Below are 15424 nucleotides of genomic sequence, written 5' to 3' on the forward strand. Positions count from 1 at the left end.
GCCCGCCTTCAGTGCACGAAGCCGATCGGGGCGCGCCTGGTGCTCGGCTCGGGCAGGTCGCGCACCTCGACGGTGCCGCGGCCGTCGAGCTTGGCGTTGCCGAACGCCGTCATCCACGCGCGGCGCATCTCGCGCGGCGCGAGCTCGCTCATGCGGTCGAGCACGGCCTCTGCGGGCTGCGGCTCGAAGCGCGCCCCCCAATCGTGGCTGGCGCGGATGCTCGCGTACAGGCGCAGCGCGATCGCGCGCGCGGCGTCGCGGTCGGGCATCTGCACCTGGTAGACGTTCATGCGGTTGAGGATCGGCTCGGGGATCGCGCGCTCGTCGTTGGCGGTGGCGACCCAGATCACCTGGCTGGCGTCGATCGCGACCTCGGCGAACTCGTCGGTGAAGTGGTGCGCCGTGTCGTGCTCGAGCAGGCTGTACAGCGCGCCCAGCGGGTCGTAGGCGTGCTCGCCGCGCGCCTTGTCGATCTCGTCGACGACCATCACCGGGTTCGCGTAGGCACCGTCGACCAGCGTCTCGAACACCTTGCCCGGGCGCGCGCCCTTCCACTGGCTCGACGCGCCCGACAGCACCCAGCCGGCGGTCAGCGAGCTCATCGAGATGAAGCCCAGCCCCGTGCCCAGCAGCTGTGCGACCTCGCGCGCGAAGTGCGTCTTGCCGACCCCCGGCGGGCCGAGCAGCAGCATCGGCGTGATCTCGAGCGCGTCGCGGCTGTCCTCGCACAACGCGAGCTGGCGCTTGACGTCGTCGAGGACTTCATGGAAGTTGGGCAGCTCGTCGTAAAGGTGGTCCATCGCCGGCACGCCGGCGGGCTTGACCTGGAAGCGCTCGGGGCCCTTCTCGAGCATGCGCTCGTAGGTGCTGCGCAGCGTCTCGTGTTCCTTCGGCGGCAGCTTGGCCAGCCGCTTCTCGACGTCGTCGACGCGGAACACGGTGCGCATCTTCGCGATCGGGATCGCACCGCGATCGGCCACCGGAACGAGCTCGTGCGACTTCGTCATGCACACCTCCAACAACGGCACACGTGCGAATGATTCAAACAAACCCGGCCGGGCTTCAAGCCCGGAGCAGCGGGGAAATTCCCAACAACTGCACGCCGTAGATTAGCAAGACGCGCGCCTGCTGTCCGGACGCCGCAGTCGCTGCGGCGGGCTACCGCACCCAGGTGTTGAGCTGGATGATCGGCAGCAGCACCGCGAGCACGATCAGCATCACGACAACGCCCATCGCGACGATCAGCAGCGGCTCGAGGAGGGTCGCCAGCGCCATCGCGCGGCGCTGCACCTCGGCGCTTTGCTGGTCGGCGGCGCGCTGCAGCATCTTCGGCAGCGTGCCGGTCTGCTCACCCAGGCGCGCGAACATCGCCAGCAGCCCGGGGAAGCGCTTCTTGGCCGCCAGCGCGGCGGCCAGCGGCGCGCCCTCGCGCACCTGCACCAGCGCGTCCATCGCGTCGGCGCGCAGCGCGTTGTTGGCCAGCGTCTCGGCCGCCGCCTGCAGCGCCTTGAGGATCGGCACGCCGGCGCCGGCGAGCATCGCCAGCGTGCCGGCGAAGCGCGCCGCGTTGTAGCCGCGCGCGAGCCGCCCGACGAGCGGCAGCGCGAGCCACGCCGCGTCGAAGCGCTCGCGAAACGCGGCGTTGCGCAGCGCCAGCGCGAGCGTGGCCGCGCCGCCGGCCAGCGCGAACGCGACGAGCCAACCCCAGCCGCGCACGAAGTCGCTGACCGCGAGCATCGCCACCGTCAGCAGCGGCAGCGCGCGCTTCGAGCTGGCGAACACGCTGGCCACCTGCGGCACGACGTAGGTCACGAGGAAGACGACGATCACGATCGCGATCAGCGAGACGATCCCCGGGTACAGCGTCGCGCCGACGAGCTTGGCCTTGAGCGCCTGGCGCGCCTCGAGGTCGTCGGCCAGCCGCTCGAGCACCTGTCCGAGCGCGCCGCTCTGTTCGCCGGCCGCGACGACGGCGCGGTAGACCTCGTCGAACTCGTGCGGCGCGCTCGCGAGCGCGCGTGCGAACGTGCTGCCGGCGTTGACCTCGCTCTTCAGGTGCGCGACGAGCTCGCGCTGGCGCGGGTCCTCGGCCTCGTCGGCCAGCGCGGTCAGCGCACGCTCGAGCGGCAGCCCCGAGGTCACGAGACCGGCGAGCTGGCGCGTCCACACCGCCAGCGACGTCGCCGTGAACACGCGCCGCGAGAAGCGCACCGCGCCGCGCGCGGCGTCGCCGGCGGCCACCGGCGACACCGCCAGCGGCACCAGCGCCTGCGCGCGCAGCTGCGCACGCGCGGCCTTCGCGTTGTCGGCCTCGAGCAGGCCGGTGGTCGACTTACCGGCGGCGTCGAGCGCTTCGAAGCGGTAGGCCGGCATCGGTCATTCGCGGGTCACGCGCAGCACCTCCTCGAGCGAGGTGACGCCTTCGGCGATCAGGCGCTCGCCGTCTTCGCGCATCGGCTTCAGGCCGGCGGCCTGCGCGGCGGCGAGGACTTCGCTCTCGGCAGCGCGCGCGTGGATCAGCGCGCGCACCTGCTCGTCGGCGACCATCAGCTCGTACACGCCGGTGCGGCCCTTGTAGCCGGTGTGGCCGCAGGCGTCGCAGCCTACCGGGTGCCAGCGCCCCTGCGCGTCGGCGCGCTTGCACTGCGGGCACAGCTTGCGCACGAGCCGCTGCGCGAGCACGCCCAGCAGCGAGCTCGACAGCAGGAACGGCTCGACGCCCATGTCGGTGAGCCGCGTGACCGCGCTCGGCGCGTCGTTGGTGTGCAGCGTCGCGAGCACTAGGTGGCCGGTGAGCGACGCCTGGATCGCGATCTGGGCGGTCTCGAAGTCGCGGATCTCGCCGATCATGATCACGTCGGGGTCCTGGCGCAGAATCGCGCGCAGCGCGCGCGCGAACGTCAGCTCGATCTTCGGATTGACCTGCGTCTGGCCGATGCCGGGCAGCTCGTACTCGATCGGGTCCTCGACGGTCAGCACGTTGGTGGTGGCCGTGTCCAGCGTCTGCAGCGCGGCGTACAGCGTCGTCGTCTTGCCGCTGCCGGTAGGGCCGGTGACGAGCACGATGCCGTGCGGCTGCTGCACGAGCCGACGGAAGCCGGCCAGCACGTCGCCGCTCATGCCCAGCGCCTCGAGCGTGAAGCGGCTCTCGCTCTTGTCGAGCAGGCGCAGCACGGCGCGCTCGCCGTGCGCGCTGGGCAGCGTCGAGACGCGCACGTCGATCGCGCGCTGGCCGATGCGCAGGCTGATGCGCCCGTCCTGCGGCAGGCGCTTCTCGGCGATGTCGAGCTCGGCCATGATCTTCAGCCGCGAGATCAGCGCCGCGTGCAGCGCCTTGTTCGGCTGCACGACCTCGCGCAGCGTGCCGTCGACGCGGAAGCGCACGCTCGAGCTGCGCTCGTACGGCTCGATGTGGATGTCGCTCGCGCCGTCCTTGGCCGCCTGCGTCAGCAGCGCGTTGAGCATGCGGATGATCGGCGCGTCGTCGGCGGCCTCGAGCAGGTCCTCGACCGCGGGCAGGTCCTGCATCAGGCGCGACAGGTCGACCGCACTCTCGACCTCGCCGACCACGGCCGCGGCGCTCGACTCGCCGCCGGCGTAGGCGGCGGCGATGCGCTGCGCGAGCGTGGCCGCCGCCTCGCGCTCGAAGGTCTCGACGTCGTAGACGCGCAGCACCTCCGACAGCGCCGCCGGCGGCGTCGTGTCGCCGACCCACAGCGTCAGCGCGTGCCCGTCGTCCTCGAGCAGCAGCGTGTTCGCCTTCGCGAATGCGTAGGGCAGGGGGTGGCGTGCGCCCATCGCTGCGGTGCCGCGTTACTGGACCGGCGCGCTGACCGCCGGCGCCGCGCCCGTGCCGGGCGGTGACGGTGCGGGCCCGGGGGCGGACGTGGACGGGGGCGCGGGCGGCAGCACCGGCGACTCGTTGATCGGCAGCAGCAGGCTCGGCACGGGCTGCGCGCCCTGCTGCTGCGCGCGGATCAGGTCGTAGCGGTCGAGCGACAGCTGCGCCGCGCTGGCGGCGTCGCGCATGATCACCGGGCGCAGAAACACCATCAGGTTGGTGCGGTTCTTGGTGCGGCTCTGGCTGCGGAACAGCGCGCCGATGCCCGGCAGGTCGCCGAGCAGCGGCACCTGCGAGCGGCTCTCCTCGAACTTGTCCTCGATCAGGCCGCCGAGCACGAGGATCGCGCCGTCGTCGACGACCACCGTCGACTCGATCGAGCGCTTGCTCGTCGACGGCCCGGCGTTGGAGGTGCCCGGCGCGACGCGCGCGTCGACGCTCGAGGACTCCTGGTAGATCGTCATGCGCACGCTGCCGCCTTCGCCGATCTGCGGCTTGATGCGCAGCGTCAGGCCGACGTCCTTGCGCTCGATGGTCTGGAACGGGTTCGTCGTGCCGGTGCCGGTGTTCGTGAACTGGCCGGTGATGAACGGCACGTTGGCGCCGACGACGATCTTGGCTTCCTCGTTGTCGAGCGTGATCAGGTTCGGCGTCGAGACGATGTTGGTGTTGGTCTGGCTCTGCAGCATGCGCGCGATCGCCGCCAGCGCGTAGGTGCCGCCGTAGTTGCGAATCAGCCCGACGTTGATGCCCTCGCCGAGCGAGACGCCCTGCGTGTTGCCGCTCAGCCCGGCGGCCGTCAGGTCGATGATGTTGCCGGTGCTGCCGAAGTTGGTGCCCACGCCGCCGATGTAGCGGTCGCCCTGGCGGCCGAGCACGCCCTGCCACTGGAAGCCGAAGTCGGCGGCGTTGTCGCCCTTGACCTCGACGATCATGCTCTCGATGTAGACCTGCGCGCGGCGCGTGTCGAGCTGCTCGATCATCGCGCGCACCTGCCGGTACAGCGGCTCGGGCGCGGTGATGATCAGCGAGTTGGTCGACGGGTCGGCCTGGATGAAGCCGCCGGTCGACGGGCCGGCCGAGGCCGCGAGCGGCGCCGTCGCGGCCGTCGAAGTCGCTGTCGTGGCGCCGCCGGGCGTCGTCGGCGTCGCGGCGGTGGGCAGCGCGGCCGGCGCCGTCGTCGCGGTGCCGCCGCCACTGCCGGCGAACGCTGCGCGCAGCACCGTCGCGAGCCTGGTCGCGTCGGCGTTCTTCAGGTGCACGACCCAGATCTGCCCGCCCGCGCTGCCGGCGGCGCCGGGCACGTCGAGGCGCTCGATCAGCGCGCGCACCTGGCCGAGCTTGGCGTTGTTCGGCGCGCGCACGAGCAGCGCGTTGCTGCGCGACTCGGCCACCACCTGCACGGCGGCGCCGCCGGCCGCGGGCGGCGCGCCGGGCACCACGGCCACCGCGCCGCTGTCGGCCGCCAGCCGCTGCACCAGCGGCGCGAGGTCGGCCGCCACTGCGTGCTTGAGCGGGACGACGTCGACGTCGGTGGCGGCCGGCTGGTCGAGCGCCGCGATGATCTTGGCCAGCCGCTGCAGGTTGTCGGCGTAGTCGGTGATGACGAGCGACGCGCTCGCCGGGTTGGCGTTGATCGTGTTGTTCGGGCTGATCAGCGGGCGCAGGATCGCGACCAGGTTGTTCGGGTTCTCGTAGTTCAGCCGGAACACCTGCGTGACGATCGTGTCGCCGCGCGCGGTCGGCGTACCCACCGAGACGACGCCGGTCTGCAGCTTGGCGTCGGCCTCGGGCACGAGCTTGAGCAGGCCGGAGGTGTCGACCACCGTGAACCCCAGCCCGCGCAGCGCCGCGAGGTAGCTCAGGTAGGCCTCGCGCACCGTGATCGGCTGTTCGCTGTACAGCGTCATCGTGCCGCGCACGCGCGGGTCGACGACGATCGGGCGGTCGATCATCGCGCTCATCGCGCGCGTGACGGCGTCGATGTCGGCGTTGACGAAGTTCAGCGTCACCGGCGTGCGCGAGCGCATCGCGGCGCCGACGCCGCCGCTGCCGCGCAGGGCGTCGGCGCTTTGCGCGGCGGCCGGGCCGACCATCGCGACGGCCGCGGTCAACACGGCGGTGGCCAGCGCGGCGGGGGGGCATCGCGGGGACATGGTCATCCGATCCTGATCAGCGAGGCCGCGCCCTGGCGGCGGCCGATGATGTTCAGCAGGTTGTTCAACGCGGCCTCGCTGCCGGGTGCGGCCTCGGCCTGCCCGGCAAAGTGCAGCCGGCCGTCGCGCCACTGCCCGCTGCCCGACAGGCGCAGCGCGCCGTCGAGCGTCGTCAGCACCAGCGACGGGCCGTCGTCGCCGGCGCCGCCTTGCAGCGACACACTGTAGCTGCCCAGCGGGTCGATCGTCGCCAGCCGCGACGACGCGCCGACGAGGTCGAGCTGCAGCCGGCCAGCGAAGCGCGTGCGGCCGGCCTCGTGCTCGATGCGCCACCCCGGCGAGCTCAGCCGCAGCGCGCCGCCGAGCTGCAGCGTGTTCCACGGCGTGCCCAGCCCGGCGAGCCACGCCGCCGGCCACTGGCCGATGGTGCCGCTGCGCGTGGGCAGCATCTCGACCGTCTGGCGCGCGACGCCGGGGTGCCAGCGCAGCGTGACGCCCTCGGGCAGGCAGCAGGCGTGCTCGAGCCTCAGGTCGACCGTGCGTGCGCGCCAGTGCAGCGACCACGCGAGCCGCCCGGGCAGCGCGGCGGCGTCGCGGCTGCCTGCACCGCCGGTGAGCAGCAGCACGGCGCTGCCGCGCCAGACGGTGCCCTGCGCGTCGGCGAGCTGCACGCGCCCTTGCGTCGCACCGTCGACGGCGCGCGCGAGCCACGCCGCCGGCGCGAAGACGACGAGCGCGGCGAGCGCGCCGACGGCCGCGCCCCACGCGCCCCAGCGCCGCACCGCGCGGCGGCGGCGCTCCCAGGCGCGATCCGCCAGCGTCGACTCGGCGAAGGCCGACGTCGCGAACCCCGTGCGCACCGTCGTGCGGCGCGGCAGCCATGCGCTGCGGCGCGTCGCGTTCACGTGCTGCCTCCCGGCAGCACCAGCACGACGCTGCCGCTGTAGCCCTGCGCGCTGCGCGTGAGCTGCAGCTCGACCGGCTGCGCACGCGCGCCGCTGCGCACCTCGGTGAGCCACTCGCGCAGGCGCACGCCGTCGACGCCGTTGAGCGTCACCGTCGCGCGGTCGCCGGCGACGACGAGCCGCGCCGCGCCGCCCAGGCGCTGCGTCGATGCCTCGAGCGCGGCAGTGGCCTGCCCCGGCGGCAGCGGCGGCGTCGCGCGCAGCTCGCGTGCCTCGGCGGCCAGCCGCTGCATCTCCTGCCATTGCCGCTCGAGCCGCTCGAGTTCGGCCGGTGCGTCGCGCACGGTGCGCCACGCCGGTGCGACCGCGACCGACCACAGCGCGAACGCCGCGACCACGGTGGCGGCCAGCGCGAGCAGCCGGCGTTCGCGTGCCGCCAAGGCCTGCCAGCGTGCGCGCCACGGCGCGGCCCAGGCCGTCAGTGCACCGCGCGCCGACGCCGTCACGAGCGCCCCCCTGCCGCGTCGGCCGGGCGCGAGACGGTCACGCGCCCGTCGGCGGCCTCGACGCGCCAGCCGCCGGCGCGCAGGCGCTGGCCGAAGGCCTCGACGTGCGGTGCGCTCCAGCCGGCGGCGCCGAAACTCAGCCGTCCGCTTTCGTAGCGCAGCGACGGCGCCGGGCCCTGGTCCTCGGGCCACGCGGCCGCGGCGGCGCCGAGCAGCGCTTCGAGGTCCGCGTCGCCGGCGCGGCCGGCCGACGCGCGCAGCAGCGCCGTCTCGCGCTGCATCTGCAGCGGCGCGTCGAGCACGCTGCGCACCTGCGGGTGCGTGCTGCGCAGCAGCTCGACCATCGCCTGCCGGCGCTCGGCGATCGCCGCGCGCTGCTGCCAGGCCCACAGGTTCAGCCCGACGACGTGCACGACGGCCAGCACGGCGAGCCCGATGCGCACCGGCCGCCACGCGGGGCCGAGCAGCTGGCGCGCCAGCGCGCGCAGCGCCCGCGTGCCGCGGTGGCGCGGCGCGAGGTCGAACTGGCGCAGGTTCCATAGCGAGCGCGCGGCCTGCAGCGCGCGTTCGTCGTCGCTGACGACGCGCACCGGCTGGCCGAGCCATTGCTCGGCTGCGGCCGCGGCCGCCGGCGTCGCGCTCCAGCGCGTGTCCTCGCGCTGCCACTGCGGCTGCAGCGCGCGCGCGAGCCCGCCCGCCAGCCGCAGCGTGGCCACGCCTTGCGCGTCGGACCAGGTCAGCATCGGGGGTGTGTCGGCGTCGGCGCCGGCCGGCAGCCAGAAATGGCCCTGCGGCTCGTCGCCGGGCCACGACGACGGCACGACGCGCTCGACGACGACACCGGCCTGCTCGAGCGCGGCCAGGTGCGCGGCGAGCCAGTCCTTGTGCACGACGGCCACCCACGCCGGCTGCCCCGCGACGGCGTCGGGCGCGAGCGCGAAGTGCATCGCGTCGGGCTCGTCGAGCAGCGCGTCCTCGAGCACGCCGACCAGCGCCGCGCGCAGCTTGGACGGCGGTGCCTTCGGCAGCGTCGGCCGGTGCCAGCCGACGTCGGTGTCGGCGACGACGGCGACGACGGTGTCGGCCTTCGGCAGCAGCGCCGGCGCGCAGCGGCCGTGCGCGGCGACGCTGCGCCCGTCGGCGCTCGTGACGTAGGCGTATTCGCCCGCCGCGCGGGCCGCGGCGGTGGCGCCGGGGCGCAGGCGCTCGCGCGCGGGCAGCTGGATCACGAGGTACGACATCGGGGCGGGCAGGCTAGCGGGTTCGGCAACGGCGGACAACGTCGAAAACGACGACGCGGCGCGGGGTGGCGTCTGCGGCGGCGGTCACCGCGGTGCCTCGACCATGTTGACACGCTCGCGCTGCAGCACGACGACATCGCGCCCGGCGCGCTGCACCAGCGAGCGTTCCTCGACGATGCGGTCGTCGAGCCGCAGGCGGCCCTGCACGACGAAGTAGGCGGTCGTCACGCCGGTGCCGTCGAAGCGCACCGGCGAGTCGGCGCCGAGCACCGACTTGGCCTGTTCGACGCTGCGAAACGGGCTGCGGTCGCGCGCCTGCACGAGGCGCTCGGCGCTGGCGGCGTCCAGCCCCTCGAGCACGGCCACCAGCACCTCGCGCGGCGCCGTGTTCAGGTTGACCGGCGTGGCCGCCGGCAGCAGCGTCAGCCACGGGGCCAGACGCTGCACCGCGTCGTCGGACACGCCGAGCCAGCGCAGCTCGGCGACGTGGCGCGGCGCGAGCGGCGCGTCGGCGTCGGCGCTGTCGCTCCACGCGGCGCGCAGCCCGGCGGCGATCTGCTCGGCCACCGAGGCCGGCAGCCCCGCCGCCTCGCACAGGCGCTGCAGCACGCGCAGCTGCGCCGGCACGACCTGGCCCTGCACGACGAGGTTGCGCAGGTTGTAGCGCGCCTGCGCGTCGGTGATGGCGCCGGCGAGAAAGGCCTCGGGGCCGTCGTCGGTCGTCGCATCGCGGTCCACCGCGAGGAAGGTCGACAGCCGCGCCTCGGCCAGCGGCACGGCCCACGGCTCGCCGAGGTGGTCGGCGCCACCGTCGCGGCCGTCCTCGCGCAGGATCAGCCGCGCCCAGTCGAGCGCCCCGTTGAGGATCCACGCCGCTTGCGTGCGCGCACGCTCGGCCGCCTCGACCTGCACCGCACGCCACTGCTGCCAGACCATCCCGGCGGCGAGCGTCGCGACGACGCTGAGGATCAGCATCGCCACCAGCAACGCGGCGCCGCGCTGCGGGCGCGGACGCCAGCGGGGGACGGCGTGGTGCGGCGCGTTCATTGCGGCGTCTGAGGGCCGAGCGCGACGTCGCGCGTGAGCGTGCCGGTCCACCCCGACGCGGCGTCGAGCGCGAGCACGATGCGCACGCCGCCGGGCAGTTCCTCGGTGGCGGCACCGGCCGGCGCGGTTCCCGGCGCGGCGACGTCGCCGCTGGACTGCGCGTTGCTCCAGCCGTTGCGGCGGAAGAAGAAGACCTGCAGCGTGGCCACGCCGTCGAGCGCGCGCAGCTGCCCCGGCTCGTTGCCCAGCAGCTGCAGCGAGCGCAGCCAGCTGTCCTGCAGCTCGCCCACGCGCGTGACGACGGGGCCGGCCCAGCGCGTCAGCGTCGTGCCGCGCAGCGCCCACACGACGAGCTGCACGCCGTCGCCGGCGTCGCGCACGAGCCGCAGCGACGCGCCGTCGAAGGCCAGCGCGGGCACGACGCCGACCTCGCGCACCGCCTGCAGGTCGTGCGCCCACTGCGCGAGCACCGTGTCGAGGCGCAGGATACGCTGCGTCTGTTCGGCGTTGACCTCGCGCGCGCGCGCCATGCCGTCGACGCCGCGCCACGCCAGCGCGCTGAGCACCGCCATCACGACGAGCGCGACGAGCACCTCGACGAGCGTGAAGCCGCGCGTACCGCGGCGGCGCGGTGGGCCGAAGTCGCTGTGAAGACGGGCCATCTCAAAAGCGCGGCAGCACCGTCGACAGCGTCAGCAGCGGCTGCCCGGCCTCGTCGGCGATGCGGGCATCGACGCGGCGGAAATTGGGGTTCGGCGTCGCGCGCACCTCGAGCCGCCCGGCGTAGGTACGGCCGAGCTGCTCGCACGCGAAGTCGCTGTCGCCGATGCCGGGGAACTGGCGCGCGAGCTTCAGCTCGGTCAGCCGGTTGTCGGCACACCACTGCGCCGCGGTCACGTCGACGAGCCGCTGCGTGTTGCCGCTCAGCGCGCCGGCGGCCTTCAGGCCGGCGCCGAGCGTGATCGCGACGATGGCCAGCGCGACCAGCGTCTCGACGAGCGTGAACCCTGCAGCGCCGCGGCGGCGGTGGCGTGCCGCCGAGGTCATGGCGTGACCGGCGCCGACGGCGCGAACGGCGCGAGCCCGTCGGTGGCCAGCGTCAGCCGCTGCGCGCCCAGCCGCAGCACGATGGCCTGCGGCGGCAGCAGCGGCTCGGGGCCGAGCACGAGCGCGCGCGCGCCGACGATCTGCGCGCCGACGTCGGCGTCGAGCCAGCGCGACGGCAGCGGCGTCGCCGACGGCAGGCCGACGAAGCGAAAGTGCGCGCCCGACGGGTCGTCGGCGGCCGCCAGCTCGAAGCGCACCGGCACGCCGGTGGCGCGCGCCTCGGCGCGCGCCGACTCGAGCAGCGCGGCCAGCCGCGCGCCCTCGCGCTCGAGGCGGTCGGCGGCGCTGTCGCGCAGCGCGAGCGCGATCGCGCCGGCGCTGATCGCGACCAGCGCGACCACCACCATCAGCTCGATCAGCGTGAACCCGCGTTGGACGCGCATCACGGGTCGTCGCGCCAGCGCGCGGCGCTACTGCCAGAACCCGATGTCGGCGTCCTTGCCTTCGCCGCCGGGCTGTCCGTCGGCGCCGAAGCTGAAGACGTCGATCTCGCCGCGCACCCCGGGGTTCAGGTACTGGTACGGGCGGCCCCAGGGGTCGTTGGGCAGCTTCTCGACGTAGGGCTTCCAGTTCGGCGGGATCGGGCCGGTGGTGGGCCGGCGCACCAGCGCGTCGAGCCCCTGCTCGGCGGTCGGGTAGCGCTGGTTGTCGAGGCGGTACAGCTTGAGCGCCTGCATCAGGTTGTTGACGTCGGTGCGCGCGGCGGTCACGCGCGCGTCGTCGGCGCGGTCGAGCACGTTGGGCACGATCAGCGCGGCGAGCACGCCGATGATGACGAGCACCACCATCAGCTCGATCAGCGTGAAGCCCGCCGCGGCGCGGCGGCGCGCAACGGCAGGCAAGTCGCGGGCGGGGCGGGGTTGGGGGGGCGGGGGCATGGCGCGCGGGAACCCGGCAGCGGGCGTGAACGGAACTTCTCAATAATAGACGCCGATGATGACCCGCCTGTTTGCGTTCGTGAGCTGGGGCGCCGTGGGCGCGAGTACGGTGTTCTGGGCGCTGCGCCTGGGCGTCGAGGCGCCGCGCGCGCCGTCGTTCACGACGCCGGTGGGCCCCGCCGCGGCGATGCGCGGCGACTGGTCGCGCGTGCTCGGCGAGCCGCCGCAGGCCGCAGCGACCGACGACGGCGACGCCGACGGGGCGGTCGAGCCGGCTTCGGCGTCGCGCTTTCGCCTGTTCGGCGTCGTTGCACCGAAGACGCCGTCCGACCGCGACGGCGTCGCGCTGATCGCCGTCGACGACAAGCCCGCGCGCGCGTTTCGCGTCGGCGCCGTCGTCGATGGGCAGACCGTGCTGCGGGCCGTGCACCGGCGCGGCGCGTCGCTCGGGCCGCGCGACGGCACCGCGACGGTCGAACTCGAACTGCCGGCGCTGCCGCCGCCCGCCACCGGCGCGCTGCCGCCGGCACGCGCCGGCGCGATGCCGCCGCCGGCGCCGATGCCCGGGATGCTGCCGCGTCCGCCGGCTGTCGCTGCCCCTGCGCCGGCGCCGCCAGCGGGCGACGAACCGCCGAGCAACGACTGAACCGCCGGCGCGGGCCGGCCGATTGACGGCCGCGGCGCTCAGCCCTGCAGGCCGCGGCCTCGCAGAGCTCGGCCTCTTCGCGCCGTCCCGGCCTGCACCGGCAGGCCGTGAGCCGCGGCGCTCAGCGTACCGAGTCGCCGGCGGTGGCGGGGATGGCGGCCGGCGCGGCATCGAGCGCGGCCGGGCGCGACGGGCCGGGCTCGTCGCCTTCGGCGACGTCGGTCAGCAGCGCGGCGGCCGACTTGACCAGCGGCCACGCGAGCGTCGCGCCGGTGCCGTCGATGCTGTCCATGCCCAGCTCGAGCAGCGCGCTCGCGTGGAACACGCCCAGCGCGTGGTCGAGGTTCTGGCGGCCGTGGCTGCGGCAGAACACGCAGTAGTCGGTGACCGGCGCTGCGATGCGCTGCGCGACGCGCAGCGCCGCGCAGGCCGCCATGCCGTCGACGAGCAGCAGCTGGCGCTTGGCGGCCACCGCGAGCATCAGGCCGGCGAGCATCGCGATCTCGAAGCCCCCGAACGCGGCCAGCACCTCGACCGGCTCGGCGACGCCGCGGTGGCGCCCCTGCGCACTCTGCGCGACGAGCAGCAGCTGCGCCAGCGTGGCCTCCGTCATCGTCGGGCCGGCCCACAGCAGGTGACGCAGCGGCACCTGCGAAAGGCGCGCGAGCACCAGCGCGGCACTGACGTCGGCGCCCACGCCGAGGCCGGCGCACAACGCGACGTTGCCTGGCATCGCCTCGGCGATCTCCATGCCGGCGCGGATCGCCGCGTGCGCCTGCTCGAGGCTCATCGCCGCGTGCACGCGCGCGTTGCGCGTGCCGTGCGCGATCTTGCGCACCAGCAGCAGCTCGTGCGCCGGCAGCGGGTCGGCGACGCCGGCGTCGACGACCGTCAGCGCGATGCCCTGCTGGCGCGCGAACACCGTCAGCGGCGAGCGCGCGTGCAGCACCTGCAGCACCTGGTCGCGCGTGCTGCGCCCGGCCTCGGCGATGCCGTCGACGGCCAGCCCGTGATCGCTCGCGAACAGCAGCACCTGCGGGTCGCGCAGCCGCGGCTTGAGCGTGTTCTGGATCAGGCCGAGGCGCACCGCCAGCGGCTCGAGCTCGCCGAAGCTGCCGCACGTCAGGCTGCGCTTGTGCAGCTTGTCGAGCAGTGCGCGTTCGAGCAGCGGGTTCGACGTCGGGGCGACGAGCGAGCGCGAGGCGGACATGGCCCCAGTGTATGCGCGCCCCCGCGCGACGCGTCAGCGCAGGAACAGGCGGTACACCGGGTTGTCGGTCTCGTCGACGTAGGGGTAGCCCAGCGTGTCGAGGAACTGCCGCAGCGCGCGGCGGTCGCCGCGCGGCACCTGGATGCCGACCAGGATGCGGCCGTAGTCGGCGCCCTGGTTGCGGTAGTGGAACAGGCTGATGTTCCAGCCCGGGTGCATCGCCGCGAGGAACTTCATCAGCGCGCCGGGCCGCTCGGGGAACACGAAGCGGAACAGCCGCTCGTCGCGGGCGAGTTCCGAACGGCCGCCGACCATGTGGCGCACGTGCAGCTTGGCCAGCTCGTCGTCGGTGAGGTTGACGGTCGGGAATCCGTGGCGCTCGAAGTTCGCCGCGATGCGCGCCGCCTCGCCGCGCTCGTGCGTCGCGACGCCGACGAACACGTGCGCGACCTTTGCGTCACTGATGCGGTAGTTGAACTCGGTCACGTTGCGCGGGCCCACCAGCGCGCAGAAGCGCTTGAACGAGCCGCGCTCCTCGGGGATCGTCACCGCGAACAGCGCCTCGCGCTGCTCGCCGACCTCGGCGCGCTCGGCGACGAAGCGCAGGCGGTCGAAGTTCATGTTCGCGCCGCAGGTGATCGCCACCAGCGTCTGGTCCCGCGCGCCGGTGGCCTCGACGTACTGCTTGATCGCCGCCACGCCCAGCGCCCCGGCCGGCTCCATGATGCTGCGCGTGTCCTCGAACACGTCCTTGATCGCGGCGCACACCGCGTCGGTGTCGACGACGACGTAGTCGTCGACGAGCGCGCGCGCGAGGCGGAACGTCTCCTCGCCGACCATCTTGACCGCGGTGCCGTCGGAGAACAGCCCGACGTCGTGCAGCGCGACGCGCTTGCCGGCGCGCACCGAGCGCAGCATCGCGTCGGAGTCGCGCATCTGCACGCCGATGACGCGCACCTCGGGGCGCACCGCCTTGATGTACGCCGCCACGCCCGAGACCAGCCCGCCGCCGCCGATGGCGACGAACACGGCGTCGATCGGCCCCGGGTGCTGGCGCAGGATCTCCATGCCGATCGTGCCCTGGCCGGCGATCACGTCGGGGTCGTCGAACGGATGCACGAAGGTCAGGCCGCGCTCGCGCTCGATCTCGAGTGCGCGCGCATAGGCGTCGGAGTAGCTGTCGCCGTGCAGCACGACGTGGCCGCCGAGCGCGCGCACCGCGTCGATCTTGAGCTGCGGCGTCGTCACCGGCATCACGATTTCGGCGCGGCAGCCCAGCCGCTTGGCCGCGAGCGCGACGCCCTGCGCGTGGTTGCCGGCCGACGCGCAGATCACGCCGCGCGCGAGCTGTTCGGGTGCCAGGTGCGCCATCTTGTTGTACGCGCCGCGCAGCTTGAAGCTGAACACCGGCTGCTGGTCCTCGCGCTTGAGCAGCACCGTGTTGCGCAGCCGCTTCGACAGCGACCGCGCCGGCTCCAGCGGCGACTCGATCGCGACGTCGTAGACCTTGGCCGTGAGGATGCGGCGCAGGTAGTCGGGGGCGGTTTTGGACGCGCGGCGCGGTGCGCGCGGCGCTCGGTCGGCTCGGGGGCGGGCACCAGCCATGGCGTGGGCGAATCGGTGGGGGCGGCGATGATAGCCGCCGCTCCGGCGCGACAAAAAAAGAGCCCGGGGCTCGCGCCCCGGGCCCGAACCACCATTGAAGGAGGTGGAGGAGACAACCGGTGGTCGGCGTCGCGCAGCCTGCGAGGCTTGATCGCTCGTCCAAACCTTGGTGGTAGTCTAGCGCGAGCGATGTTGCGCTGCAATATGCCCATGGCGCCATCGTTGGAGTGACCACTCCAGACGCCCGTCGCCGCAGTGCACAATGCCACGCTTTCGCAACAC

The 15424-nt window shown here is 74.1% G+C and carries 15 protein-coding genes; 1 reads left to right on the forward strand and 14 read right to left on the reverse strand.

Translation table 11 applies throughout. The features are described 5' to 3' along the window. Positions 1-8 precede the first annotated feature (8 nt). The 12 genes from DRV96_RS08125 to gspG all read right to left on the reverse strand — a co-directional run bounded on the left by DRV96_RS08125 (position 9) and on the right by gspG (position 11681). Positions 9-1007, reverse strand: coding sequence for an AAA family ATPase (locus tag DRV96_RS08125; RefSeq protein ID WP_119289744.1), 999 nt, complete (start codon positions 1005-1007; stop codon positions 9-11). A gap of 151 nt (positions 1008-1158) precedes the next feature. Continuing rightward, entirely contained in the window at positions 1159-2373 is a 1215-nt protein-coding gene (gene gspF / locus DRV96_RS08130) for a type II secretion system inner membrane protein GspF (RefSeq protein WP_119289746.1), read from the reverse strand. A gap of 3 nt (positions 2374-2376) precedes the next feature. After that, entirely contained in the window at positions 2377-3798 is a 1422-nt protein-coding gene (gene gspE / locus DRV96_RS08135; RefSeq protein ID WP_119289748.1) for a type II secretion system ATPase GspE, read from the reverse strand. 15 nt (positions 3799-3813) lie between these two features. Continuing rightward, positions 3814-5997 carry a type II secretion system secretin GspD gene (gene gspD / locus DRV96_RS08140; protein ID WP_119289750.1) on the reverse strand — a complete coding sequence of 728 codons (2184 nt, stop codon included), beginning with the start codon at positions 5995-5997 and terminating at the stop codon, positions 3814-3816. A gap of 2 nt (positions 5998-5999) precedes the next feature. Continuing rightward, on the reverse strand, positions 6000-6902 hold the full coding sequence (gspN, locus tag DRV96_RS08145) for a type II secretion system protein N (protein ID WP_235823329.1): 903 nt from the start codon (positions 6900-6902) through the stop codon (positions 6000-6002). After that, positions 6899-7408: a type II secretion system protein GspM gene (gspM, locus tag DRV96_RS08150; RefSeq protein WP_235823330.1), complete on the reverse strand. Its 510-nt coding sequence runs from the start codon at positions 7406-7408 to the stop codon at positions 6899-6901. The genes gspN and gspM overlap by 4 nt, the downstream gene beginning before the upstream one ends. After that, positions 7405-8649 carry a type II secretion system protein GspL gene (gene gspL / locus DRV96_RS08155; RefSeq protein ID WP_119289752.1) on the reverse strand — a complete coding sequence of 415 codons (1245 nt, stop codon included), beginning with the start codon at positions 8647-8649 and terminating at the stop codon, positions 7405-7407. Before gspL ends, gspM begins: the two co-directional genes overlap by 4 nt. Before the next feature lie 84 nt (positions 8650-8733). Next, positions 8734-9696, reverse strand: a complete 963-nt coding sequence (gene gspK, locus DRV96_RS08160) for a type II secretion system minor pseudopilin GspK (RefSeq protein ID WP_119289754.1) — start codon at positions 9694-9696, stop codon at positions 8734-8736. Beyond that, a complete protein-coding gene (locus DRV96_RS08165; protein WP_119289756.1) occupies positions 9693-10358 on the reverse strand; it encodes a prepilin-type N-terminal cleavage/methylation domain-containing protein in 666 nt (221 codons plus the stop codon). The genes gspK and DRV96_RS08165 overlap by 4 nt, the downstream gene beginning before the upstream one ends. 1 nt (position 10359) lies before the next feature. Next, positions 10360-10743: a type II secretion system minor pseudopilin GspI gene (gspI, locus tag DRV96_RS08170; protein ID WP_119289758.1), complete on the reverse strand. Its 384-nt coding sequence runs from the start codon at positions 10741-10743 to the stop codon at positions 10360-10362. After that, complete coding sequence (locus tag DRV96_RS08175; RefSeq protein WP_119289760.1) at positions 10740-11186, reverse strand: pilus assembly FimT family protein; 447 nt, start codon at positions 11184-11186, stop codon at positions 10740-10742. Before DRV96_RS08175 ends, gspI begins: the two co-directional genes overlap by 4 nt. 27 nt (positions 11187-11213) lie before the next feature. Next, the gene (gene gspG, locus DRV96_RS08180) at positions 11214-11681 is read right to left on the reverse strand and encodes a type II secretion system major pseudopilin GspG (RefSeq protein ID WP_119289762.1); all 468 of its coding nucleotides are present in this window, start codon (positions 11679-11681) and stop codon (positions 11214-11216) included. Between the two features lie 55 nt (positions 11682-11736). Between gspG and DRV96_RS08185 the strand changes: the two genes are divergently transcribed. Next, positions 11737-12327, forward strand: coding sequence for a type II secretion system protein N (locus DRV96_RS08185; RefSeq protein WP_119289764.1), 591 nt, complete (start codon positions 11737-11739; stop codon positions 12325-12327). Positions 12328-12448: 121 nt separating this feature from the next. Here DRV96_RS08185 and DRV96_RS08190 read toward each other — a convergent pair whose 3' ends face one another. Together DRV96_RS08190 and ilvA are read right to left on the reverse strand one after the other, a co-directional pair. Next, on the reverse strand, positions 12449-13537 hold the full coding sequence (locus DRV96_RS08190; RefSeq protein ID WP_119289766.1) for a nicotinate-nucleotide--dimethylbenzimidazole phosphoribosyltransferase: 1089 nt from the start codon (positions 13535-13537) through the stop codon (positions 12449-12451). Between the two features lie 33 nt (positions 13538-13570). Further along, positions 13571-15142 carry a threonine ammonia-lyase, biosynthetic gene (gene ilvA, locus DRV96_RS08195; RefSeq protein ID WP_119289768.1) on the reverse strand — a complete coding sequence of 524 codons (1572 nt, stop codon included), beginning with the start codon at positions 15140-15142 and terminating at the stop codon, positions 13571-13573. Positions 15143-15424 lie beyond the last annotated feature (282 nt).

Source organism: Azohydromonas sediminis, from assembly GCF_003574675.1.
Classification (GTDB): domain Bacteria; phylum Pseudomonadota; class Gammaproteobacteria; order Burkholderiales; family Burkholderiaceae_C; genus Calidifontimicrobium; species Calidifontimicrobium sediminis.